Annotated in this window: 17 protein-coding genes; 7 read left to right on the forward strand and 10 right to left on the reverse strand. The window is 61.2% G+C overall.

Features of this window, described 5'->3' with window-relative positions:
• Positions 1-3: 3 nt before the first annotated feature.
• Positions 4-594, reverse strand: a complete 591-nt coding sequence (locus tag AABA34_RS13435; RefSeq protein WP_338303022.1) for an OmpA family protein — start codon at positions 592-594, stop codon at positions 4-6.
• Positions 591-1,025, reverse strand: a complete 435-nt coding sequence (locus AABA34_RS13440; protein WP_338303023.1) for a FecR family protein — start codon at positions 1,023-1,025, stop codon at positions 591-593. Before AABA34_RS13440 ends, AABA34_RS13435 begins: the two co-directional genes overlap by 4 nt.
• A gap of 67 nt (positions 1,026-1,092) precedes the next feature.
• On the opposite strand from AABA34_RS13440, the gene AABA34_RS13445 reads away from it, so the two are divergent.
• Complete coding sequence (locus tag AABA34_RS13445) at positions 1,093-1,476, forward strand: ATP-binding protein (protein WP_051699975.1); 384 nt, start codon at positions 1,093-1,095, stop codon at positions 1,474-1,476.
• A gap of 4 nt (positions 1,477-1,480) precedes the next feature.
• On the opposite strand, the gene AABA34_RS13450 is transcribed toward AABA34_RS13445, so the two are convergent.
• The 7 genes from AABA34_RS13450 to AABA34_RS13480 form a co-directional block, all read right to left on the reverse strand.
• Entirely contained in the window at positions 1,481-2,122 is a 642-nt protein-coding gene (locus tag AABA34_RS13450; protein ID WP_338303024.1) for a bifunctional 4-hydroxy-2-oxoglutarate aldolase/2-dehydro-3-deoxy-phosphogluconate aldolase, read from the reverse strand.
• A 14-nt stretch (positions 2,123-2,136) separates the two neighbouring features.
• A complete protein-coding gene (locus AABA34_RS13455) occupies positions 2,137-5,454 on the reverse strand; it encodes a S41 family peptidase (protein ID WP_338303025.1) in 3,318 nt (1,105 codons plus the stop codon).
• 235 nt (positions 5,455-5,689) lie between these two features.
• Positions 5,690-5,983: a GIY-YIG nuclease family protein gene (locus tag AABA34_RS13460; RefSeq protein ID WP_338303026.1), complete on the reverse strand. Its 294-nt coding sequence runs from the start codon at positions 5,981-5,983 to the stop codon at positions 5,690-5,692.
• A gap of 160 nt (positions 5,984-6,143) precedes the next feature.
• Positions 6,144-6,629 carry a hypothetical protein gene (locus AABA34_RS13465; protein ID WP_338303027.1) on the reverse strand — a complete coding sequence of 162 codons (486 nt, stop codon included), beginning with the start codon at positions 6,627-6,629 and terminating at the stop codon, positions 6,144-6,146.
• Positions 6,630-7,073: 444 nt separating this feature from the next.
• The gene (locus AABA34_RS13470) at positions 7,074-9,158 is read right to left on the reverse strand and encodes a glycoside hydrolase family 97 protein (RefSeq protein ID WP_445083782.1); all 2,085 of its coding nucleotides are present in this window, start codon (positions 9,156-9,158) and stop codon (positions 7,074-7,076) included.
• Between the two features lie 27 nt (positions 9,159-9,185).
• Complete coding sequence (locus AABA34_RS13475; protein ID WP_338303029.1) at positions 9,186-10,562, reverse strand: alpha-amylase family glycosyl hydrolase; 1,377 nt, start codon at positions 10,560-10,562, stop codon at positions 9,186-9,188.
• Positions 10,559-12,166, reverse strand: coding sequence for an MFS transporter (locus tag AABA34_RS13480; protein ID WP_338303030.1), 1,608 nt, complete (start codon positions 12,164-12,166; stop codon positions 10,559-10,561). The genes AABA34_RS13475 and AABA34_RS13480 overlap by 4 nt, the downstream gene beginning before the upstream one ends.
• 311 nt (positions 12,167-12,477) lie before the next feature.
• On the opposite strand from AABA34_RS13480, the gene AABA34_RS13485 reads away from it, so the two are divergent.
• The 4 genes from AABA34_RS13485 to AABA34_RS13500 are packed head-to-tail and all read left to right on the forward strand — an operon-like array spanning position 12,478 to position 18,526.
• Complete coding sequence (locus AABA34_RS13485) at positions 12,478-14,310, forward strand: alpha-amylase family glycosyl hydrolase (RefSeq protein ID WP_445083737.1); 1,833 nt, start codon at positions 12,478-12,480, stop codon at positions 14,308-14,310.
• Between the two features lie 21 nt (positions 14,311-14,331).
• Positions 14,332-15,969, forward strand: coding sequence for an alpha-amylase family glycosyl hydrolase (locus tag AABA34_RS13490; RefSeq protein WP_338304747.1), 1,638 nt, complete (start codon positions 14,332-14,334; stop codon positions 15,967-15,969).
• Between the two features lie 6 nt (positions 15,970-15,975).
• On the forward strand, positions 15,976-17,004 hold the full coding sequence (locus AABA34_RS13495) for a LacI family DNA-binding transcriptional regulator (RefSeq protein ID WP_338303031.1): 1,029 nt from the start codon (positions 15,976-15,978) through the stop codon (positions 17,002-17,004).
• A 1-nt stretch (position 17,005) separates the two neighbouring features.
• The gene (locus AABA34_RS13500) at positions 17,006-18,526 is read left to right on the forward strand and encodes a tryptophan halogenase family protein (RefSeq protein WP_338303032.1); all 1,521 of its coding nucleotides are present in this window, start codon (positions 17,006-17,008) and stop codon (positions 18,524-18,526) included.
• A gap of 90 nt (positions 18,527-18,616) precedes the next feature.
• Here AABA34_RS13500 and AABA34_RS13505 read toward each other — a convergent pair whose 3' ends face one another.
• The gene (locus tag AABA34_RS13505; RefSeq protein WP_338303033.1) at positions 18,617-21,394 is read right to left on the reverse strand and encodes a TonB-dependent receptor; all 2,778 of its coding nucleotides are present in this window, start codon (positions 21,392-21,394) and stop codon (positions 18,617-18,619) included.
• 392 nt (positions 21,395-21,786) lie between these two features.
• Here AABA34_RS13505 and AABA34_RS13510 point away from each other — a divergent pair, with 392 nt between their 5' ends.
• Both AABA34_RS13510 and AABA34_RS13515 read left to right on the forward strand, forming a co-directional pair.
• Positions 21,787-22,482, forward strand: coding sequence for a DUF6445 family protein (locus AABA34_RS13510; protein WP_338303034.1), 696 nt, complete (start codon positions 21,787-21,789; stop codon positions 22,480-22,482).
• A gap of 16 nt (positions 22,483-22,498) precedes the next feature.
• A complete protein-coding gene (locus AABA34_RS13515; RefSeq protein ID WP_338303035.1) occupies positions 22,499-24,004 on the forward strand; it encodes a tryptophan halogenase family protein in 1,506 nt (501 codons plus the stop codon).
• The last annotated feature ends 4 nt before the right edge of the window (positions 24,005-24,008 follow it).

Raw genomic sequence — 24,008 nt, forward strand, 5'->3', positions numbered from 1 at the left:
CGATCAGCGAATGATCACTTCGACCCGGCGCAGGTCAGGGTTCGGCACCTCGTCCCCGTCAAGCCTTCGCGCGTCGAATTCGCTCATGCCGATCACGTCTTCATCGGCGATGGTATAACCTTCGGCGCGAATGATGCGGGCAACCTGTTCGGCCCGGTCTTGCGACAATTGCGTGTTCACCGCCTCGTCGCCCACGGAATCGGTGAAGCCGCGCACAAGGATCTGGTATCCGGGGCGGCTGTCGAGATCGGAAAGATGCGCCTTGATGTCGGTAATCTGCTGCGCGGTCAGAGTGATCTCGCCAAAGGGCAGGTTGCGCAGGATCAGCGGCGAAGGCGGCGGCGGAAGATCGGCGATCAGCCGGGCATAGGCCGGATCGATCTCGTCAAGCTGGCGCACGCGGGGGTTGCCGCGCGTCAGCCTCGCCTGAAGGTTCGCCCGGTCCAGCACAGTTTCCTGTCCGCCTTCCTGCAGCACGGCAACCGCGCCGACAGGTTTGCCCTCGGGGCTTTCCAGCAGGGTAACCTTGTCCCCGGCGACACAAGCAGAAAGGGCAAGCGAAACGGCGGCGACAACGACGCCCCGCCGCATCATTCGGCCACCTCGACCACGAATGTCGTGCCGCGCACGCCCAGCGTCGAAGTCGGTGTGCGTACCCGCATCGCGTCACGACCCGTGCGGGTGATGTTGCCCGATGTCACGCCAAGCGATCCGCGATTGACCGAAGTCACCGAACGGCCCGTCTGGCGGCGGCGGTCATATTCGAATTCGTCCAGTGTGATGCGGCTGTTCGGTCCCATGGCCATGCGCGAATCGTCAGCAAGGGTGATGCCCACCCGCCCGCTGGTGCCGGTGGAAATGACATCGCCCTGTTCCAGCTTCAGGCCGGGGCGCGCCGGGATTGCGCGGCCATCGCGGATCACTTCGACTCCGCTGGTTACGTTCTTTATGCGACCGATTTCAGCCATGGCCGGTTGCGCAACCACACAGGCCATCGCAGCGACAAGCAAGCTCAACTTTCTCATGTATCCCCCCGTTCGTAAGGTGTGTTAGCATAGAATCATGGATCACAGGAGACGATTTTCAGCATTTGTGGCCAGTGGCAGGGATCCGCGCTCCGCGATTCTTGAAGCACTTGAATTTGCTCGTGATTTTCTCCCGAACAGCAGTCTCGACGAACGCGGACGGACGAAAGCGGCAATCGTTGTCGAAGAACTCGTCGCCAATTCGCTGCGCCATGGCGGCACCGATCGCGATCTTTCCCTGTGGCTTTCGCTCGACGATGTCGGCGGCGCGGTGGTGCTCGAACTGGAGGATGACGGGGCCGCGTTCGACCCGGCCAAGCAGGGGGGATTCGACGGGCCGGACCCGCACACCGGCGGCGGCGTGGGCCTCGCCATCGTCCGCGCCTGGGGAGAGGACATCACCTACACCCGCGCAGGGGATCGCAACCTGTTACGGCTGCGGATCCGGTAAGAATTTATCCGCGCGCCTTCCGGGCGATGTCCACCGCTTCACGCGCCAGCGCCGTGACCTGCGCATAATCGCCCGCGTCAATCGCGTTAGCCGGGGTCAGCCAGCTGCCACCGCAAGCAATGACGCTGGGGACAGACAGGAAATCGGGAAGGTTGGCCGCCGAAACGCCGCCCGTAGGCATGAAGCGCATTTCGCCAAAGACGGAACTGAACGCCTTTAGCATGGGTACTCCGCCGGCAAGGCTCGCCGGGAAGAATTTCACCTTGCGCAGGCCCAGCGCATAGGCGCGCTGCACCTCTCCGGCTGTCATTGTGCCGGGGAAGAACGGGATGCCTTCGTCGATGCAATAGCGCGCGATTTCATCGACAAGGCCGGGCGAAACGATGAACTGCGCCCCGCTCGCCACCACCGATTTCGCCTGATCGAGCGTGAGCACGGTGCCCGCGCCGACGATCAGCCCCTCGGTCTGGTCAAGGATCGCCTCCATCCCCGCCTGCGCGCCGGGGCTGCGCATCACCACCTCGATCACGCTGAGGCCGCCATCGGCCAGCGCCTGCGTGGTCTTCACCGCGCGGGCCGGATCGTTTTCCCCGATCAGCGGCACCACCGGAGCGGCGGCAAGGCGTTGTTCAAGAGCATCCATCATCAATTCGATTCCGTCTATCGATCCAGCGGCGTGACATCGCGTGCCGGAGTGCCAAGCGGGCTGAGCGGACGCGGCACCAGGGCAGGCACCGGCTCATTCGCAATCCGGTCACGCAACAGCGCGATAGCCGCCTCTAGCTGCGCATCGCCGCCGTTGAAAGTGGCGTGAGGCGGATTTTCGACCTCGTAATCGGGCGCAATGCCGTATCCTTCGACGATCCAGTTGCCGTTGATGTCGTATTGCGCGAATTCGGCGATCCGCACCGCGCCATTGTCGGTCAGCCGGTTGCGGTCGCTCAGCCAGATGCCTGCCCCTGCCGTGCGCGTCCCGATCAGCGGCCCCAGCCCCAGCGACTTCACCGCCGCGGCAAAGGTTTCGCCATCGGAATAGGTGCGTTCGTCGATCAGCACCGCAATATGGCCGCGATAGGCGTTCTGCATGTTGGTGGTCATCTGGCCGGTGCCGTCCGGCGCGCCCCAGAACGCCCAGGCGCGCCGCATCAGCATCGAGACGATGATGGAATCGATATTGCCGCCGCTGTTGTTGCGCACGTCGATGATCAGCCCGTCCTTGTCGAGCTGCGCAAAGTAATCTCGCGCGAAGCTGGCGATGTCGCCGCTGCCCATCGCGCGCAGCTTCACATAGCCGATATTGCCGCCCGAAAGCCGCTCCACCGCCTGTTTGCGATCTTCGGTGAAGTCGTAATATTCGGCCATGGCGCGCCCGCCCGCGTTCATCGGGGTGACGATGGTGCTGACAGCGGCGCTGCCACGGGTCAGATCGAGCCGCACCTGCTGCCCCGCCTTGGACGCGAGCGCGAGCCGCAGGTCGGCGAGCGAGGCGATAGCGCGCCCGTCCACCTTGCGGATGACATCGCCTTCGCGCGCATCGACATCGGGACGGCGCAGCGGCGGGAGCAGGCCGACCAGATCGGCTTCGGCGCGATAGATCCGGTCAATCCGCAAGCCTCCTGCGACCGGCGTGTATTCCGCGCCGAGGAACGCCATCTCGCTGTTCTCGCCATCCTCCGGCAGATCGCCCGATCGCACCTGGCTGTGCAGAATGCCCAGCTGTGAGGCCATCTGGCCAAGGATGGTGTTGAGTTCGGCGCGGTGGCCGATGCGGTCCAGCAAGGGCTCGTGCTGCGCGCGCACCGCGTCCCAATCGACCCCGCGCAGGGCCGGGTCATAGGCAAAATCGCGGTGCATCCGCCACGCGTCGAGGAACATCTGCCGCCATTCCGCAACCGGATCGATCGTCAGTTTCCAGTCGCCCAGCCGCACGGTCTTGTCGTCCAGCTCGTCGGGCATCTTCGCCCCCGCAGGCACCAGCGCGAAACGCGGCCCCGCCCCGCCCTCCAGCGCGACGGCCATGGTCTTGCCATCGGCGGACAATTGCAGGCCCAGCGCCTTTGCGGCGAAAGTCTCGACCTTGGCATCATTCCCGTTGATCGCGATCGAAACCCATTTGTCGTCCATGTAGGTGTAGAGGAACTTGTCCGTTGCCAGCAGCGTCCGGCTTGCCCCCGGCTTCACCGGCAGCTTGTAAAGTCGCGCCGCAAGCCCGCTCAGCACGACATTGGCGGCGGGCTTGTCCGCGTCCGCCTTGTCTTCATCCTCGGGCTTTTCGGACCCGGAGCCGCTCTTTTCATCCTCGCCCTTGCCCGTCAGCTCGTTTTCCTGCCGGAACGGAAAATCCGCTCCCGGATCCAGCTGCAGCGCGTGCAGTTCACCGCGATTGGGGAAGGACACGCCCATGTTGCGATCCCCCCACGGGCTGCCGGGTTCGGGATCGAAATTGCGATCGGAAATGAAATAGAGCCACGCGCCATCGGCGGAGAACGCCGGGGCGTAATCGTTGAACTTGCCCGAAGTCCCCTTCACCCGTTCCCCGGTCGCAAGGTTCTGGACATAGATGTTGCTGACATTGCCGAAATTCTCCGATCCGGCCTCGGCATAGGCGATGAAGCGCCCGTCGGCGGAGAACACGACATCGGAAAAGACATTGTCCGATCCCGTCTCGTTCTGCGCCAGCAGCGTCACCCGCCCCGTCGCCACATCGACTTTCTGCAGGCGCGCATCCTTGTCCCACACCACCAGCGTCTTGCCATCGGGCGCCACCGCGAAAGACCAGATGTGCGCGTCATAATTGCCTGCGATCACCCGCGGTTCGCCCGAACCGTCACCCGCCATGCGCACGATGTCGCGGCTTTCCCCCCGATCGAGCACGAGGAACACTTCCTCGCCCTTCGGCCCGGCCACCGCCTCCCGCGCACGCGCTCCGTCGGGAATGGCCAGTTCCACCCGCCGCCGGGCGAGCGGTGCGGCCAGCGCCACTTCACCGCGCGCCGTCACCGTCAGGCTGTCACCCGTGGGCGTGATCCGCGCCGCCTCGATCTGGGTCAGCGGCTTGTCGAGCGTGCGCGGGCGGGTCTGCTCGCGATCGGTCACGATGTCGATTTCCAGCCGCGACAGCGCGTTGCTTGCGGTCGAAAAGACATGCAGGTCCGCCCCGTTCTGAAGGAATATCTCGCCCCCGTCGATGGAAGCCTGCAGCACCGGGAACGGCAATTCGGCGGAATGCTGCGTCACCCCGCTGCCATCCTCTGCCACCGACCAGACGGCATCCGCCCCGCTCTTGTCAGAGATGAAGTAGACGCGCCCGCCATGCGCCATCGGCATCCGGATCGGCGCGCCGAAATCGGCGAGCAATTGCACCGCTTCGCCACCGGCACTTTCATTCCAGCGCCACAACTGCGCCATGCCGCCGCCGCGATATTGCACCGCATTGTCGCGGGCGCGGGCGTAGAGGCCCCGGCGCGAGAAGAACAATGTTGCCGCATCGCTGCCGAAAGTCGCATCATTGGCGCGCCACAGCGGGATTGCGCGAATATCCCCGCCTGCGGGAGAGACTGTGTGCAGCACCTCGCCCTGCCCGTTGCCGCGCAGGCGCGAGGCGAAGATCACCCGTCCATCCGGGGTCCAGCCAACTGTCGTCAACCCGCCCCCTTCGAAAGTGAGACGTCGCGGCGTGCCGCCTGCCACCGGCATCACATAGATATCATCGCCGCTGTCATAGCCCGCGTTGAAGGCGATCATGCTGCCGTCAGGGGAGATATGCGCGTGGCTTTCTTCCCCTTCGTGATTGGTCAGCCGGATCGCGCTGCCCCCGCCGCGTGCCGTGCGCCACAGATCGCCTTCGCTCGCAAACACCAGCACATCGCCGCGCGCGGCCGGATGCTGATAGAACCCTTCTTCGGCAGCGAGGGAAGTGGCGGCGGTGGACAGCAAAGCGGCGGCAAGCGCGGCAACGCGCGGGTTGAATGACGGCATGATGCATGGCCCCTGAAGCGTTTGAATGTGACGGCAAAACCGGAAAGCGCCCACCTTTGCCGCCAATCCGCAAGGGATCAAGCCGCAGCGCCCAAACCGATCAACCAGAGCGCGCGATTTCTCGATGAACTGCAGGGGGGGGGGGAATGTCCACCTCAAGCGGCAGACCGGCACTAGTGCCACATTGCGGCACAATATCCGCTCAGCCTGAGCCTGTCGAAGGCCGCGTACAAACCTAGCCTTTGCCTCCCTGCCGGTTGCGGGCGAGGTCGGATATCCGTCGCCAGTCACCGGCGATCAGCGCTTCTTTCTTCGCCCGACTCCAGCCTTTGATCCGGCGTTCGGCGGCAAACGCTTCATCACGGCTTGCAAAGGCTTGAGACCAGACCAGCACAACCGGCAGACGCTTGGCGGTGTATCCGCCCAGCGCGCCGGACTGATGTTGAGCAAAGCGGGTTTCGAGATTGTCGGTGTGGCCCGCATAATAGCTGCCGTCATTGCACCGCAGGAGGTAGGCGTGGAATTCCATTCCCGTTGGCTAGCCGCGGCGCATGGCCTTCGACAAGCTCAGGCTGAGCGGAGGTGGGTGAAGAGGATTTGCGAGACGGCAGCTTCAGCCGTTTTGCCATAAAAACCGGAAATTCGGCTTGCGACCCCAAAGCGTACACTGCCTGCTTCGCCCCGACTAGTCAGTTTCGCCGCTCATGAAGCAACAAAACAATGGACCTCAGTCGCCCATTTTCGTCACGATCGAAGGTCGATGATAGGTTGACGAGCTTTTCTGATCCGTCTGCAAACTTACCGTTCACGTCAAAGCTGCAATTAGGATGGCCGTCGTATGTGCCGCAGATGACATTCGAAACTGAAAGCAACTCTGCTGGATCTCCGCGACGCGACGCAAAGTTCGCAAACCTGTAGCGGTAGTCGGCGCTCCAACTCGCCTCGACATGCGCGATTATCTCTTCCGCAGTGGGCGCCGCTATGACCGAAGCATTATCGTTAACGACAGCCGCAGTTGCGCAGCCCAAAAGTGGCAGGACCAACATGGCGCCCAGACTCTTCATTCGCTTTGAATAAGCACACATCCGGCAGAAAACCACCCAAATCTCGTCATTACCAGCGGCGTAGCGGCAACCCGAAAGCTGCCGCTCTGAAGCCCTCTCCATCGCATCCACCTCGCCTTATCGTCGCCCCGTGCTTGACACGGGGCTTGGCTACTCTTGGGCGAGGACGGAAACGAAGAAAGCCCAACCCCGTGTCAAGCACGGGGTGACGGTAGAGGAGTGCAAGGGGCCTCCCCAACACATTTTCCTACCCCGGTGCAGCGCGGTATGATCCGCGCCCGCTCTTTGCCATCGTCAGTTTCGGCCACCTTGCGAACAGGGTGACACTTGCCCCCGCGCAAGGGTGACAGTTTTGCGCGCCAAAGAGTGACGCTTTGCCCCGTTCGGGTGACACTTTGCCCGGATAAGGTGACACTCTTGCTCCAAAGGTGACACTTTGTGCGCCAATGGTGACACAATGGAGGTTTTATCCCCTGGACCGTGTTCCACCTGTTCCAGCCTGTTGGGTTTGGCTGGCTGGTGAAACGGTCGAATCGGGGTGGCTTGCCGCAGCTCCTATTGCTTGACGAAGCGCACCGCGAGGCCGCCCGATGATGCCAGCCGCGCGCTCAGCGTGTCGGCGCTGGTCACCGGGATCTCCTCGATCACCATGGCGTAAGGGTTGGTATCCCAATGCGCGTCGGCCGCGTCGCGATACACCTGCGCGGTGTAACGCTTGCCCGGATCAAGGAAGGTGAGCGGAATGGCAAGATCGCGCGCGCTCGCATCGCTCACCGCGCCGAGGAACCACTCGCCCTCGCCGTCTTGCGCCGCGCGGGACTTGCGGGCGATGGCGACGTATTCGCCCACCTCGCCTTGCAGGGCGATGCTGTCCTCCCAATCGGCGGCGACATCCTTGATGAACTGGAAGGCCTCGGGCCGTGCCTCGTAATTCTCGGGCAGGTCGGCCGCCATCTGCAGCGGGGAGTAGAGCACGACATACAGCGCGAGCTGTTTCGCCAGCGTGGTCTGCGGGCGGTTGGACGGATCGCCGCGCTGCATGTCTTCACGCACCGGGGGGCGCTCGTTGGGGCGCAGGTCGAATATGCCGGGTGTGAAGTCCATCGGCCCGGCCAGCATGCGGGTAAAGGCAAGCACGGCTTCGTGTTCGGGCGGATTGGGGGGCGAACCCCAGGCGTTGAACTCCATGCCGCGCGCGCCTTCACGGGTCATCCAGTTGGGGTATGTGCGGCGCAGGCCCGTGTCTTTCACCGGTTCGTGCGCGTTGATGGAGATGCGGCGGCGCGCGGCGGCCTCCACCACGCGCAAATGGTGGCCGACCATGAACTGGCTGTCATGCCATTCATAGGTGCGAACCCCCGCGTCGTTGATGCGCACCACATCGCCCGCATCGGCGACATAGCCGGTCTTGACCTCGCGCACGCCATTGGCGGCGTAGAGGTCGAAAGCGGCCTCCATCTGCGCTTCGTAATTGGCGACATTGGCGCTGGTTTCGTGATGCCCGATGATGCGCACGCCCCGGTCAGCGGCATAGGCGCTGAGCATGGGAAGGTCGAAATCGGGGTAGCTTTGGGTGAAGTCGAACAGTTCGCCATTGTTGAACCAGTCGCCGTCCCAGCCGATGTTCCAACCCTCCACCAGCACGCCGGAAAAGCCGTGGTCGGCGGCAAAGTCGATGTAGCGCATGGTGTCGGCGTTGTTGGCGCCGTGGATCCCGTCATTGCCCCAAGTGCGCTCACGGATGTGCATCGCCCACCAGATGCCGACATACTTGCCCGGCTCGACCCACGAAACGTCGCCGAGCTTGTTCGGCTCGTTGAGGTTGAGGATGATGTCCGAATTGATGAGCCCGACCGCATCGGGCGCGATCTGGATGGTGCGCCACGGGCTCTTGAACGGGGCGGAGGTGTGGACCTTGATCCCGTCAGATCCGGGGCGCAGCGCGGCTTCGAAACTGCCGGGGCGCAGCGCGAGAAGCGACATGGCCGAGTAATCGACCAGCGCGGCTTCGTGGATGGCGATGTGGACGCCGTTGGGCTTGCGGAAGGTGGCAGGCGTGTGCGCGTCGTCAACCGAGCCGGCGGTGCCTGTGCGATAGATGTACTCGTAACGGTTGAACTGGCGGCTGGGCGTCCACCACGCATCCGCATCCGCCCCGATGGAGAACTGGGTAAGCTCGTCGATGATCGCCAGCGGGCCGGTGAAGGCATCCTGCTCCGCCAGCTCGTAGCGGAAGCCGACCCCGGAATCGAACACGCGGAAACGCACGGTGATGCTGCGGTCCGGCCCGGTGGTGGAGGCGAAGGTTACCGCCAGCTCCTCGTGATTGTCGCGCACCAGACGGCGTTCGCCCCAGGGCTGTTCCCAGGTCTGGTCATGCGAGGCACGGGTCACTTGCGCGATGGCAAGATCGCGCTCGAACCCGTGATGATCGCGGAACAGCAGGCCGAGCCGCGATGGGGTGATCGCCTCACGCCCTTCATGGGTGATCGCGTAGCTCGCATGGCCGCCATCATCGGTTACGGTCAGCGTGATCGTGCCGTCGGGCGAACTCGCCGTCAGGGTTTCGGCCTGCACCGGGGAAAGCCCCAGCATCGCCATGACGAGCGGCGCGATCAGCCTGATCCAGTAACGCAGCATTCCCATCTCCATCCCTTGAATCACGCCCTATTCGGCCGTGAAAATCCGGTATCCCCACGGATCGAGCGCAAGCTCGCTCTCCGCACCAAAACTGATTTCATCACCGCTCAAAGCGTCGCGGTAGTCCCCGTGATGCCGCGCGAGGTCGAACCGCACAGCTTGCGCCCTTGGCGAGAGGTTGAACACGGCAAACACCCGATCCGCGCCCTGCCCCCGGACGAAGGCGAAGACATCATCGCTCGCCGAATTGGGGACATCGATCATGGGCGCACCCTGATCGCCGTTCCACAGCGCACGCTCGGCCGTCTTGAGCGCGATAAGCTGGCGGAAAAGGGGATCGTAACGCCCCTGCTTCCACTCGATCTCGTCCTTCTCGAAGAAGGCGAGCTGGCGATCAAGGTCCGCCTCCTGCCCGTTGTAGATCAACGGAATGCCATGCGCGGTGAAGGACAGCGCGATCGCTGCCTCGTAAGCCGGGCCGTAAATCTGCGAAGCGATCCCGTCCCACGAGTTCTGATCGTGGTTGTCGGTGTACATCATCCGCATCGCAGCATGCGGCCAGCTGACTTTCTGCCCGGCGAAGTAGCCGCGCATCGCGCCCGCTCCGGATTCCCCGCGCGCGACCTTCTGCATCACCTCTTTCCATTCCCACGCATAGGTCGCGTCGAAGGCGTTGCGATGCAGATCGCGGCTGTCCCATTCGGCGAGCATGAAGACCGGCTTGACCGCATCGAGCTCGGCCCGCGCGGTTTCCCAGAAATCGGTCGGGACATATCCCGCTACATCGGCGCGATAGCCGTCGATGCCGAATTCGCGCACCCAGTAGACGAGGCTGCCCGTCATGTATTCGCGCAAGCCCGCTTGCGAGTAATCGAAGTCCACCACGTCGGACCAGTCGGTGCCTTCAGGCGGCATCAGACCGCCTTCAGGGGTCCTTGTGTACCATTCAGGGTGCGCTTGCGTGAGCGGGTTGTCCCAGGCCGAATGGTTCGCCACCCAGTCGAGTATGACCTTCATCCCCAGCCCGTGCGCGGCATCGACGAAGCCGCGGAACTCCTCCTCCGTACCCAGATCGGGGTTGATCGCGCGATAGTCCTTCACCGCATAGGGGCTGCCCATGCCACCCTTGCGATTGACTTCACCGATCGGGTGAATTGGCATCAGCCAGACGATGTCGACACCCATTTCGGCGAGCCGCGGGAGGTGTTCCTGCGCCGCCTTGAAGGTGCCTTCCTTCGTGAATTGCCGGGTGTTGACCTGGTAGATGACCGCATCCGCCGTCCATTCGGGCGGCGTTGTCTGGACATAGGCCTGCGGCTCATAGCGATCAGCGCCTGCGTCTTCGCTGGCGCATGCGGAAAGCGCCAGAGCAGCGCCGAGGGATAGAAAAAGGGTGCGCATCATGCTGCCTCGGACAGTTTGGCATTGCGTTCGAGAATGGCGGTGGTTCCGTCCGTCACGAACAGCGTGGCAATCGCCGCCAGCGCGAATGACACCGCCGAAATCGCCATGGCGTAAATCGGTGCGCCGTCGAAGAATGTCGTCAGCAGGAAACCCAGCAGCGTCGCTGCGATCAGCTGCGGGACGACGATGAAGATGTTGAATATCCCCATGTAAATGCCCATTTTCCGCGCTGGGACAGACCCTGCGAGAATGGCATAGGGAAGCGATACGATCGACGCCCAGGCGATCCCGACAGCGACCATCGGCACCCACAGAAGCGCCGGATCACGGATCAGCAGCATCGCTGCAAAGCCCGCCGCACCAATGCCGAGATTGAGCGCGTGCAGACGGCAGCGATCCATCTTTGCAGCGATAAGAATGAAACCCAGCGCTGCCAATGCGGCGATCCCGTTGCGAACCGATCCCAGCAGGCTCCACCAGTCAGCCGCATCCTGATACCCCCGTGTGGCAGGATCGGGCGACGCGAAGTGGAATTCGGCAACGCCTGGCGTGCCGTAAATCCACATCGAGAACATGGCGAACCAGCTGAAGAACTGCACCACGGCCAGCTGGCGCATCGTCTTTGGCATGGCGAACAGATCGTTCACGACTTCCATGAAACCGTTCTGGTCATTTCCGCTCTTGCGCAGGAACGACGCGATCAACTGGATCAGGCCGAATGCCGCGATCAACCCTGCTAGGACGTACAGTTCCTTAGAAACCTCGACGCTTCCCACCCACGCCGGGCGCGGTTCGCCGCGTGCGACCATGACCAAGACCGCGAAGGCTATCCCGATCAATATCCACACAAGTCCGCCGCGCTGGAATTGTGCGGCGCTACGGTGGGTGCTGGCAGCATGCACCGGCTCGATGCCGAGAGCTTCGTGCCGGGCGGCCTCGAACCCTGCGAGCTGCTCGGGGCTGTATTCGCGGGTCGTGAACACAGTCCAGCAAACCGCTGCGAACAGCGCGGCGCCGCCAATGTAAAACGCCCATTGTACCGTTTCCGGAACTTCCCCCGCGGGTGCGACGTTGCTGAGGCCCATCCAGTTGGTCATCACCCAAGGCAGCGCCCCTGCCACCACCGCGCCGACACCGATGAAGAAGCTCTGCATTGCATAACCTCTCGTGCGCTGGCGATCGGGCAAGTTGTCTCCGACGAAAGCGCGAAACGGCTCCATCGTGATGTTGAGCGAGGCGTCCATCACCCACAGCATACCTGCGGCGACCCACAGCGTCGGCGAATTGGGCATGATGAACAGCGCGAGAGTCGCCAGCAGCGCCCCGATCAGGAAATAGGGTCTGCGGCGACCGAACCGGCCCCAGGTGTTGTCGGACAAATGACCTATGATCGGCTGGATGATCAGCCCGGTCATGGGCGCGGCGATCCAGAGAATCGCAAGCTCGTTCACTTCCGCGCCAAGCGTTTGGAAGATGCGGCTGACATTGCCGTTCTGAAGATCGAATCCGATCTGGATCCCGAGGAATCCGAAACTCATGTTCCAGATCTGCGCCGGATTCATCGCCGGTTTGCGCCCGGAGCCTTGCCCTGCCGCTTCAGTCATTCGCGTCGATCCCTCTCTCGCTCACGCACGATCACGCCATGATCGCGCAGGAGACCATCCCCTCTCATTGCGTCGCAATGCCTGCCGGCTTATGATTTGTTTGATCCGGCAGTGCCAGTCTGCAGCGAATGCAAAAATTTGCAAGAAGCTTTCGAAATTCTTGAGGATATTGAGCCTGAAGAATTCATTGTGCGATATCATAGCACTGAAATAAAATCATTTTTTCCTAAACCCTCCACCGGCCTCTGATTTGCACAAAGATTTGCAAATTTTTGCGCAAGGTGGCAGTGAAGCGCCGGGAGGTCATCAACATGAAGCGAATCTGGCTGCCTTGCCTGCTCGCGCTCAGCGGTATTGCGGGCGTAGCGACGGCAATGACGGAAGCGCCGACAGAAGGTCCCGGCCTGCGTGAGCGGCTGCCGGAAGACGAAATAGTGTATTTCGTCCTGCCTGATCGCTTCGCCAATGGCGACACGGCCAACGATCGCGGCGGCATCGAAGGCGGCCCGCTCGATCATGGCTTCGATCCGACGCATAAGGGATTCTACCACGGCGGCGACCTTGCAGGGCTGACTGCCCGTCTCGATTACCTCGAAGGCATGGGGATAACCGCGATCTGGTTTGCCCCAATCTTTGAAAACAAGCCTGTGCAGGGCCCGCAAGGCAATGAAAGCGCCGGATATCACGGATATTGGGTGACGGACTTCACCAGCATAGATCCGCATTTTGGCACCAATGAGGAATTCAAGGCTTTCGTCGATGCCGCCCACGCACGCGGGATGAAAGTCTATATGGACATCATCACCAATCATACCGCCGACGTGATCGGCTATGCAGAAGGTGACCTTGCCGAATACGCCTATCGCAGCCTCGCCGATTTTCCCTATTCGCGACGGCTTGGAAACGCAGACGAGACCATCAATGAAGGGTTCCTGGGCGACGATGTGCAGACCCCGGACAACTTCGCCCGCCTAACCTCGCCCGACTATGCCTACACCCCCGTAATCCCCGAAGCGGAGCGGGAGGTGAAGGTGCCAGCATGGCTCAACGATCCGATCTATTATCACAATCGCGGCAGCACGACCTTCAGCGGGGAAAGCAGCCGCTATGGCGATTTCGCCGGGCTTGACGATCTCTACACCGAACACCCGCGTGTGGTCGAAGGGATGATCGAGATCTACCGCAGCTGGATCACCCGGTTCGGCATCGACGGTTTTCGCATCGACACCGCAAAGCATGTGAACCCGGAATTCTGGCAGGCGTTTGTTCCGGCAATGCTCGAAACCGCCCATGACGAAGGGGTTCCGAACTTCCTGATCTTTGGCGAAGTCTATTCGGACAGCCCCAACAGCGGCTTTCTTGCCCAATACACCCGGCGCGACGGATTTCCCGCGGTTCTCGATTTCGCGTTTCAGGCTGCGGTGACGGATGCTGTGGCCGAAGGCGCTCCGCCGTCGGTGCTGGTGGACATGTTCGATGGCGATGTGAATTACGAAGGCGGGGAAGCGGCGGCGCGCACCATGCCCACTTTCCTCGGCAATCACGACATGGGCCGTTTCTCGACTCTGGTCAAAGCAGCCAATCCCGACATTTCGCAAGCCGAACTGCTGGGAAGAGTAAGACTTGGCCACGCAATGCTGATGACGTTGCGTGGCAATCCGGTGATCTATTACGGCGACGAACAGGGATTTGTCGGCGACGGACACGATCAGGCCGCACGCGAGGACATGTTCGCAAGTCTCACCGAAAGCTACAATGACAACGCGCTGATCGGTACCGAGGCAACCACGGCGGACGAGAATTTCGACACTGCCCACCCGCTTTATCGCCTGATCTCGGAATTGGCCGCGATCCGCGCCCGCCATCCGGCACTGCGACGCGGAACCCAGAAGGCCCGCAGCTACGACGACACGGCGCCGGGATTGGTCAGCTTTTCGCGGTTTGACCCCGAAACCGGCACCGAATACCTGCTTGCTTTCAACACATCCGCTGCGTCCCTCAACGCACGATCAACCATAGGCTACGGCGCACGCACGCTCGAAACCCTGCACGGCCATTGCCCGGCAAGCGTTTCGGCACCCGGCAGCGTGGCCTTGGCATTGCCAGCTTTTGGCTGGTGCATTGCCCGCGCGAATGAGGACTGATCCGTGAACAAGCCCCTGGAAATGAACCGCACTTCGCTGCCCGCTGATACGGCTGAATGGTGGCGCGGTGCGGTGATCTACCAGATTTACCCCCGCAGCTTCCGCGATACGAATGCCGACGGCATCGGCGATCTGCGCGGCGTGGTGCAAGGCCTCGACTATATCGCATCGCTGGGTGTCGACGGGATCTGGATTTCACCCTTCTTCACCTCGCCGATGCGCGATTTCGGTTATGACGTCGCCGACTATTGCGGGATCGACCCGATTTTTGGTGACTTTGACGATTTCGACGCGATCATCAAACGCTCGCATGAACTCGGGCTCAAGGTGATCATTGATCAGGTCTATTCGCACACTTCGGACAAGCATCCATGGTTCGAGGAGAGCCGCAGGGATCGCACCAACGGCAAGGCTGACTGGTATGTCTGGGCCGATCCCAAGCCGGACGGGTCGCCGCCATCGAATTGGCAATCGGTTTTTGGCGGGTCCGCATGGCAGTGGGACGGACCACGCCGGCAGTACTACCTGCATAATTTCCTGACCAGCCAGCCCGATCTCAACGTGCACAACCGAAAGGTTCAGGATGCGCTGCTTGATGTGGCGCGGTTCTGGCTCGATCGCGGAGTGGACGGGTTCCGGCTCGATGCTTTGAATTTTTCCATGCATGATCCGCAGCTGCGCGACAATCCGCCGTCCGGCGTGCCGATGGATCAGGTGACACGCCCGTTCGACATGCAGATCAAGCAGTTCAACCAGTCGCATCCGGATATCCCGGCCTTCCTTGAGCGCATCCGGGCCACCATGAACGAGTACCCCGGTCGATTCACCGTTGCGGAAGTCGGCGGGCCTGATCCGCTTGCCGAAATGAAGGCATTCACAGCAGACGGGCAGCGCCTCGATTCAGCCTATAATTTCGACTTCCTCTATGCCCCCGATCTGACGGCAGAGCGGGTCAGGCAGTCGCTGTCCAACTGGGACGGGACGTCGGGCGAAGGCTGGCCTTCGTGGGCGTTTTCGAACCATGACGCACCGCGCGCGACTACTCGCTGGGCAGGTGACGGAGATCTTGACCAGACAGCTCGCCTAGCGATGCTGCTGCTGCTGTCCTTGCGCGGCAATCCGATCATTTATCAAGGTGAGGAACTGGGCTTGCCGCAGGGGCACGTCGCTTTCGCCGATTTGCAGGACCCGGAAGCGATCGCCAACTGGCCCCATACACTCGGCCGCGATGGTGCTCGCACTCCCATGCCCTGGGCCGCGCAGGAGCCGCAGGCCGGATTTTCGACTGCCAACCGCACCTGGCTGAAAGTCGATCCCGCCCATGCCGAGCGCGCGGTTGACCGGCAAAGTGGACAGCCAGGCTCAGTTGCGAGCTACACTCGAAAGCTGCTGGCGCTGCGCAAGACCCTGCCCGCGATGATTTCGGGGGATAGCGAACTGCTGGATACGCCCGAGGATATCGTGGCCTTCATCCGGCGATCGCGCGGAGGGGACGTGCTTTGCGCCTTCAACCTCGGGTATCACCCCCTTGACTGGACTCCTCCCAGCGGTTTCCGCATTGGCACGGTGATAGCTACCGAAACACAGGCTGACAGGCCCGAAGCGGTGCGCCATAGGATGGAAGCAAGAACCGGTTATTGGGCGGTTCAAGGGGAATGACAACGAATGGGCTCTGCCGAACTCAAGGCTAAGAAGAACGCGCGGCTTGAGGATATTGCACGGCAGGCCGGGGTCTCGATCTCCACCGTATCGCGCGCCCTGAATGACAGCCCGGCGGTGAAGCGCCGGACGAAGCAGGAAATCTGGCGCATCGCGCGCGAGCACGATTACGATTTCCGCAGCCACATGCCCAATGGCCCTGTGGGCGCCGATGCGACCATCGCCGTGATCGTTCCCGCCCCGCAGGCCCGTGAAACGCGAGTGTCCGATCCCTTCTTCCTCGAACTGCTTGCCGGGATCACCGAAGCGGCACGCGACCGCAATGTCGATCTGGTGATCAGCCACATCTTCCCGCGCTCTGCCGAGGATCTGGAATTCGCGATGACGACAAGCCGGGCAGCCGGCATGATCTTTATCGGGCAAAGCTCGCTCCACGATGCGTTCAACTCGCTTGCCGGGGGAGCAGACAGGTTCGTCGTATGGGGGGCAGACTTCAACGATGCGGCCTATTGTACGGTCGGTTCGGATAATATCGCCGGTGGTCGCAGGGCCACCTCGCACCTGCTGCGGCTTGGGCGCGAACGCGTCCTGTTCCTTGGTGACACCGAAGCCCCCGAAGCCGAACAGAGGTTTCGCGGGTATCGCCTTGCTCTGGAAAATGCCGGGCGCAGCTATGACGACAGACTGACCCTGCCCGCCCACTTCGACGTCCAGTCAGGCGAATCCGCCACCCGATCCGCAATCGAGAGCGGGCTGGAATTCGATGCCGTATTCGCAGCCAGCGATTTGATCGCCATCGGGGCCATAAGGGCGCTGGTAAAGGCCGGACGGACGGTTCCGGGCGATGTTTCTGTGGTGGGGTATGACAATATCCCGGCCGCGCGGCTCGTCACCCCGCAACTGACGACGATCGATCAGGACACCAATCTGGCTGGCAGGATGCTGGTATCGAAGCTGATCGACACCAAAGGTGGCCAGGCGATTTCCGAAAGGCTGGAGACCAGCCTGCTGATCCGCGAAAGCTGCGGCGGCTGACATGACCGATGGAAACTCCCCGCTAAAGAGCATCGTAATCGTTGGCGGCGGCAGTGCGGGCTGGATGACCGCAGCCGCTCTGGCAGATGCCGTGGGGCAAAGCTGCTCGATCACTCTGGTCGAGTCCGAAGCCATCGGAACGGTCGGTGTGGGCGAGGCGACCATCCCTCCGATCCGCAACTTCAACCAGCGGATCGGCATCGATGAGGCCACTTTCGTCAAGGAGACTGCGGGCTCCTACAAGCTCGGCATCCAATTCGTAGACTGGTCGAGGATCGGCCATTCCTATTTCCACCCTTTCGGCCAATACGGGGCGGAATTCGACAAGGTGCCGTTCTACCATCACTGGATGCATGAGTTCCTCGACGGGAAAATCAGCGGTCCAATCGATGATTTCTCGATGTGCTGGGCGATGGCGAAAGCCGGCAAGTTCGCTCACCCACAGGCCGACCGGCGCAAGATCCAGTCGACATTCGATTACGCTTATCACTTCGATGCCGGGCTTTATGCCGGCTTCCTGCGACGTCTTTCGGAAGCGCGAGGGGTAACACGGCTCGAAGGGCGGGTGGTCGCAGTCAGCCAGCGCGCCGAGGATGGCTTCATCGAAAGCGTCACTCTTGAAAACGGTGCCGTCGTATCGGGCGAATTGTTCATCGATTGCAGCGGCTTTCGCGGTTTGTTGATCGAGGAGACGCTGAAAGCGGGATATGAGAACTGGCAACACTGGTTGCCCTGTGACCGGGCGATCGCGGTGCCTTGCGAAAAGCAGGCGGAGATAACGCCCTACACCCGTTCCACGGCGAAATCGGCAGGCTGGCAGTGGCGCATCCCGCTGCAGCACCGGACCGGTAATGGCTATGTCCACTGCAGCGAGTTCATAAGCGAAGAAGATGCAACCGAAACCCTGATGGGGTCGCTCGATGGCGCTCCTCTGGCCGAACCGCGCACATTGCGGTTCGTGACCGGGCGCAGACGCAAATTCTGGGACCGGAACTGCGTCGCCATCGGGCTTTCCGCAGGGTTCATGGAACCGCTGGAATCGACCAGTCTGCATCTGATTCAGTACGGCATCCTGCGTTTGATCGCACTTCTGCCAGACAGCGGCATGTCGCCTCTGTTGGCACAGGAATACAACCGGCAGACTACCGCCGAATACGAGCGTATACGCGATTTCCTGATCCTGCATTACAAGGCCACCACGCGCAACGATGCGGAGTTGTGGAGGTACTGCTCGGCGATGGAGATACCCGACAGCCTGCAATACAAGATCGACCATTTCCGCAGCCACGGCATGCTGGTTTCTGACGAGCGTGAACTGTTCGCCAATCCCAGCTGGATTGCGGTTTATCTGGGGCAGGAAATCGTTCCACAGCGCGCTCCGGCGATCGCCTCCATGCGAGAAGGTGTACCTGTGGCGGAGCGGATGCAGATGATCGCCCGTGCCATGCAGGAAGCCGTGGCGGAAATGCCCACTCATGCGGACTTCCTTGCGCGGTACTGCCCTTCACCGCTCGCATCCTGACCAGAAAGCCGGACAAACCGCTCTCCAAAAAGAAAGGGCCCGCCGTTTCCGGCGAGCCCTTGTCCGTGGAGATGCGACCCTCTTGGGCTCTTAGAAGTTCTTGCGGATCGTGACGTTGAACGTCCGCCCGTAGACTTCGTGACGGCTCGGATGCGTGCCGACCACATTGCCGCCCGCATCGAACAGGTCGTTCTGGGTGACGAACGGCTCGTTGGTAAGGTTGAAGCCTTCGATCAGAATGCCGAGACCCTTGAGCGGGCCGCTTTCATTCTGGAAGGTGTAGCCGATCTGAGCATCGATGATCGTTTCGTTCTGGGCATCGGCCCCGCTCAACGATCCATCGAAGTTCTGCACTTCCGAAAGGAAACCGCTGCGATAGCGCGCGGCAACCTTGGCGCGGAACCCGTCGCGTTCGTAGAACAGGTCACCCGACCAGGTCGTCTTCGAATAGCCCGGAATGGGCAGCGGAACCATGTTCTGGTCTTCGACTTCGGCATCGGCATAGGTGTAGCTGAAGAAGCCGCCAAAGCCTTCGAGTGCCGGAATGACGTCTCCGAAATCGACCCGGACGGTGCCTTCGATACCGGTGATACTTCCATCCGCGAAGTTCACCGGACCGCTGAATACGCCGGTGGCGAGTTCAGGTGCGCTGTTCAGGATATCGCCAAAACCGGCGTTCTGGATCGGCTGGGTCAGATCGATCAGCTCGTTGAAGTCGATGATCCAGTCTGACAGGTCCTTGTGGAACGCCGCAATGACGATCGCCGAACCGGGCGAAAGGTACTTCTCGAACGAGATATCGTAGGAGATCGACTCATACGGCTGCAGGAACGGGTTGCCCCCGCCCAGATTGAAGCAGACCAGACTCGGCGGGTTGAACCCGATCACCGTGTCGGGGAACTGATCCCCGTCGGTGTCCGAACAGCTCAACGAATTGAAGCTGATGTTCTGGTTGGCCGCCATCTGGTCAAGCCGGGCCCGCGTTACCGTCTTTGCCGCAGCAAGACGGATGAAGGTATCCGGCGCCACTTCAAAGCTGAGGTTCAGGCTGGGCAGCCAGTCATCATAGCTTGCATCAACAGTGTTGGTGAAACCGCCACCGATCGTCCCGGTCGACGACTGTTCCGTATCGGCATAGCGCAGGCCGATGTTGCCGCGAACCGGGATCGAACCCAGATCGCCATCGATATTGGCCTGAATGTAGAAATTGTGGACCTGCTCCTCGACCACCCACTCGGTGTCGAAGGTGGCCTTTTCGACGTTGTAGGTGCCGTCGGTCAGGAAGTTCGACGGGTCATAGGCAAGAATGTTCTGGCCCAGATCGCCCGTGTCGGTCGCGCCGCGGATCGAGCTCGTCGGAACGGGCAGGCCATTTCCGAAAGCGGCGGTCGGACGCAGGAAGGCTTCGTTCGAATCGAAGTTCTTTTCGCGATCTGTGAACAGCCAGCCGACAATGATGCTGTCGAACAGGCCGCCGTCGAATTCCCAACCGAGTTCGGCGCGAAGCTGGTGAAGCTCGTCCCCGATGATCGGCTGCTTGATGAAGCCGACCTGGCCCCAGCCACCCGGATCGGTCAGCAGGACATTCGAAGGATCAGTGTAGTCGAGCAGACCGTCGATCGAATAGCGGCCATTCTCCGGGAAGGAGAAGGTCAACGTATCCTGCGCGCCGCTGCGGGCACGGCCGGTCCCGGCATAGCTTTCGTAGTCGATGTCATTGCGATCCAGCGTCGAAAAGCCGTAATCGACCATCAGGCTGAGATTGTCGGTGACATTGATGTCGGCATTGGCACCGATCGCGAAAATCTCGCTTTCGCTGCCTTCGGTATCGGTACGCAGGATCGGAACGACCGCCGAATAGGTGGCGCTGTCGGCAAACGGACCGCTGCCCGAAGCACTGTCAAACTGCGCACCGCTCCAGGAAGCAATCGGGGTTTCCGTCCCGCGGAAGATCCCGCTGTCCTTGGTGTCGGTGTAGAACGCATCGAACATGAGAGCGAAGTCATCGCTCGGCTCGAACTGGAGCGAGCCCGCGATCGAGGTACGCTCGAACTCACGGCTGACCGCGCCCTGACGCGGGTTGTCCGACGGATAGATCAAGCCGTTTGCATCGCGCGAAACCTGGAACTGGTTTGTCTTGAGCTCGCGCGAAATGAAGTGCGTCGGATTGGACTGGACGGTGACGCCAAGCGACCAACCGACAGTGCCATCGGCGTTCTGATCGATGTACGAACCGAAGAAGCGATAGCCGTCATCCGCGAAATCGGGATTGCGCGAGCCGCTGTCGTTGATGACATAAGTGGCCGAGGCAGTAAGTTGTGCATCCTTGTAATCGAGCGGACGCACCGTACGCAGGTCGACTGCACCGGCGATACCGATAGCCGCCAGACGCGCGTCAGCCGTCTTGTAGACGATGCCCTGCCCGATCAGTTCTGACGGGAACTGGTCGAATTCGATCCCGCGGTTGTTGCCAGCCGAAACGACTTCACGGCCATTGAGCAGCGCGAGCGAGAAATCCGGGCCGAGGCCGCGGATCGAGATCTGCTGCGAACGACCGCGAACGCGCTGGGCGGTGACGCCAGGCAAGCGGGCGAGCGAGTCAGCAATGGAAAGATCCGGCAACTGACCGAGGTCTTCAGCCGAAATCACTTCGACGATCGAATTCGCCTCACGCTTGGTGTCGAGCGAAGTCTCGATAGCGCTGCGAATGCCGGTGACAACAATCTGGTTGTCCCCTTCGGCGACCTGAGTGTCTTCGCCTTCCTGATTGGACTGTGCAGCTACCGGCGCGGCAACTGCGATCAATGCCAGACCCGTTGCTGCTCCGCAAAGCAGGCGGGCGTTGGCTGAGTAACGCTTGAATCCCATTCTTAAAACCTCCCCGACGCATCACGATCTACGCGTGTTTGCAATTTTTTTCATAGCGGAGAATATGCCATCCGTAAATCACCAATTCACAATCCCGCCACTTATCCAGAGGCGAATCTTATATATCTGATTTTTCAGTTATTTTTGAAACAATCAGATTAAGCCTGCCATTTTAAACTCGATCCCAGAGCATTGTGTGGCTCACGCGCCACACTCTCGCTCGCGGCAATCGGAAAGCGGGCCCAAGGCGCTGGGTATGGCATTCATCTTTCCCGAGAATGGGACTTTTAATCTCTATTTTTCAATTATCTAATCGGATTGATTTGGCAGACCTCTGCGCCTTTGATAGCCTTGTAAGCAACAACAGATCGAACAAAGCGACAGGTCACGGCATGGAAAACTGGTCAATTTCCCTTCAGCGCAGGAATCTCAAGGTTTTTGGCCATGAAAATCATACTCTTGTGCAGATCGACGACCTCATGGTCGCTCCTGAAACAGCAATTTCGAATGCTTCTTTGCAAAATTTTGCAAAGATCACACCACAGTATCCCGGCATTCGCGCGCCACTTCCGCAATCAGTTTCGCTGCAATGGCTCTCGGCGCTCTCACCAATGCTCGACGAAGCCTTCGGCAAGAGCGTAAACGGCTGGGAGATTCAGGCATGGTATTCGCTGGTCACAACGCCCCCTGCGGCACTTATTCCAATGCAGCGGTTCCCGCATGTCGACGGCACCGATCCAGATCAGCTGGCAATGATGCTCTACCTCCACCACACCGATCAGGGCGGCACCGGCTTCTTCCGGCATCGTCGCAGCGGGCTGTCCGCGCTGAATGGCGCGACATATCCGCAATACAGTGCCGCGCTGGAACAGGACGTCAGGGAACATGGCCTACCCGCTGCCGCTTATGTCACGGACGGCGCCCCCTTCTTCGATCTGGAATACTCCAGCGACGGTACCTTCAATCAGGCAGTATTCTACCGCGGGAATCTGCTGCATTCCGGGCTGATCCACAATCCGGCTCAGCTTTCACCCGACCCCGCCAAGGGGCGACTGACGATCAACGCATTCTTCCGCCCCGCAAACTGAGCTGAAAGTGACAGAAGTGACCCACAAGGCAGTACAAAAGCTAGTCATCGTCGGCGGCGGCACCGCAGGGTGGATCTCGGCGGCTGCGTTCGCCCGGCTGCTGGGCAAGAGCCTGACAATCGAGTTGGTCGAATCCGACGCAATCGGAACCGTCGGTGTCGGAGAGGCGACGATCCCGCAGATCATCAGGCTCAATACGATCCTCGGTCTCGACGAACATGATTTCGTGCGCCGCACCAACGGCACTTTCAAGCTGGGCATCGAATTCGTCGACTGGGGGAGCAAGGGGACCCGATATCTTCACACCTTTGGTGATGCAGGCATGTCGCTGGCCGGCGCGCCGTTTCACCAGCACTGGCTTCGCGCCGCGCAGGCAGGGCATGACAAGAGCCTCTGGCATTATTCGCTTCATCAACTGGCTGCGGATCATGCGAAGTTCGGCAAGTTAGACAGGGTCGGCAACACCGCCATGACGGGCCTCGCCTATGCCTATCATTTCGATGCCAGCCTTTATGCAGCGTACCTGAGGGCATATTCCGAAAAGCTGGGCGTCAAGCGAACAGAAGGCATGGTCAGTGCGGTCATGCGCGATGGTGAAAGTGGAGACATCACCAAGATCATTCTTGATGGTGGGCGCGAAGTCTCAGGCGACTTCTTCATCGATTGCACCGGCTTTCGCGGCTTGCTGATCGGCCAGGAACTGGGCGTCGGTTATCAGGACTGGTCGCACTGGCTCCCGTGCAACTCGGCACAGGCTGTGCCGAGCGAGCGACTGGAAACGCTGGTGCCTTATACAAGGGCAACAGCGAAAGACGCAGGTTGGCAATGGCGCATCCCGTTGCAACATCGCACCGGCAATGGCCATGTCTATTGCAGCGACTTCATTTCCGATGACGAAGCGGCGCGGGTCTTGCTCGACGGGCTCGACACCCCTGCCATCGCCGATCCGCGCCCGATCCGGTTTACGACTGGCCGGCGGGAGCAGTTCTGGTCGCACAATTGCGCAGCCATCGGTTTGTCGAGCGGCTTTCTGGAGCCGTTGGAATCGACCAGCATCCACTTGATCCAATCGCACGTCAGCCGCCTGCTGCAACTATTCCCCGGCACCGGCAATGCGGCGGCGGAACGCGATGAATACAACCGCCGCTGCGCCGCCGAGTTCGAGCAGATCCGCGACTTCCTGATCCTGCATTACCACCAGACTGCACGCAAGGATTCCGAATTCTGGCGCTATTGCCGCAACATGGCAGTACCAGACAGCCTGACGCACAAACTTGCGCTGTTCGCCTCGACAGGGCGGGTCGGCCGCGATGCCGACGATCTATTCCGCGAGGCAAGCTGGGTGCAGGTAATGCTGGGCCAGGGTGTCATGCCGCAAGGCCACGATCCCATGGCAACCGGATTGACCGGCCAGCAGTCCGAGGAATTTCTGACCAACGTCCGCAAGCTGATCGAACGCGCGGTAGACGGCCTTCCCACACATCAGGAGTATCTGGACGCGCATTGTCCGGCGGCGATCTAAAAAT

Origin of the sequence: Erythrobacter sp. Dej080120_24, from assembly GCF_036322605.1 — a bacterium.
Classification (GTDB): Bacteria; Pseudomonadota; Alphaproteobacteria; order Sphingomonadales; family Sphingomonadaceae; genus Erythrobacter; species Erythrobacter aurantius.

Excerpts from the sequence above, each read along its gene's own strand:
- AABA34_RS13435 (WP_338303022.1), bottom strand. The coding sequence starts at position 594 with ATGATGCGGCGGGGCGTCGTTGTCGCCGCCGTTTCGCTTGCCCTTTCT.
- AABA34_RS13440 (WP_338303023.1), bottom strand. The coding sequence starts at position 1,025 with ATGAGAAAGTTGAGCTTGCTTGTCGCTGCGATGGCCTGTGTGGTTGCG.
- AABA34_RS13450 (WP_338303024.1), bottom strand. The coding sequence starts at position 2,122 with ATGATGGATGCTCTTGAACAACGCCTTGCCGCCGCTCCGGTGGTGCCG.
- AABA34_RS13455 (WP_338303025.1), bottom strand. The coding sequence starts at position 5,454 with ATGCCGTCATTCAACCCGCGCGTTGCCGCGCTTGCCGCCGCTTTGCTG.
- AABA34_RS13460 (WP_338303026.1), bottom strand. The coding sequence starts at position 5,983 with ATGGAATTCCACGCCTACCTCCTGCGGTGCAATGACGGCAGCTATTAT.
- AABA34_RS13470 (WP_445083782.1), bottom strand. The coding sequence starts at position 9,158 with ATGCTGCGTTACTGGATCAGGCTGATCGCGCCGCTCGTCATGGCGATG.
- AABA34_RS13475 (WP_338303029.1), bottom strand. The coding sequence starts at position 10,562 with ATGATGCGCACCCTTTTTCTATCCCTCGGCGCTGCTCTGGCGCTTTCC.
- AABA34_RS13480 (WP_338303030.1), bottom strand. The coding sequence starts at position 12,166 with ATGACTGAAGCGGCAGGGCAAGGCTCCGGGCGCAAACCGGCGATGAAT.
- AABA34_RS13485 (WP_445083737.1), top strand. The coding sequence starts at position 12,478 with ATGAAGCGAATCTGGCTGCCTTGCCTGCTCGCGCTCAGCGGTATTGCG.
- AABA34_RS13490 (WP_338304747.1), top strand. The coding sequence starts at position 14,332 with ATGAACCGCACTTCGCTGCCCGCTGATACGGCTGAATGGTGGCGCGGT.
- AABA34_RS13495 (WP_338303031.1), top strand. The coding sequence starts at position 15,976 with ATGGGCTCTGCCGAACTCAAGGCTAAGAAGAACGCGCGGCTTGAGGAT.
- AABA34_RS13500 (WP_338303032.1), top strand. The coding sequence starts at position 17,006 with ATGACCGATGGAAACTCCCCGCTAAAGAGCATCGTAATCGTTGGCGGC.
- AABA34_RS13505 (WP_338303033.1), bottom strand. The coding sequence starts at position 21,394 with ATGGGATTCAAGCGTTACTCAGCCAACGCCCGCCTGCTTTGCGGAGCA.
- AABA34_RS13510 (WP_338303034.1), top strand. The coding sequence starts at position 21,787 with ATGGAAAACTGGTCAATTTCCCTTCAGCGCAGGAATCTCAAGGTTTTT.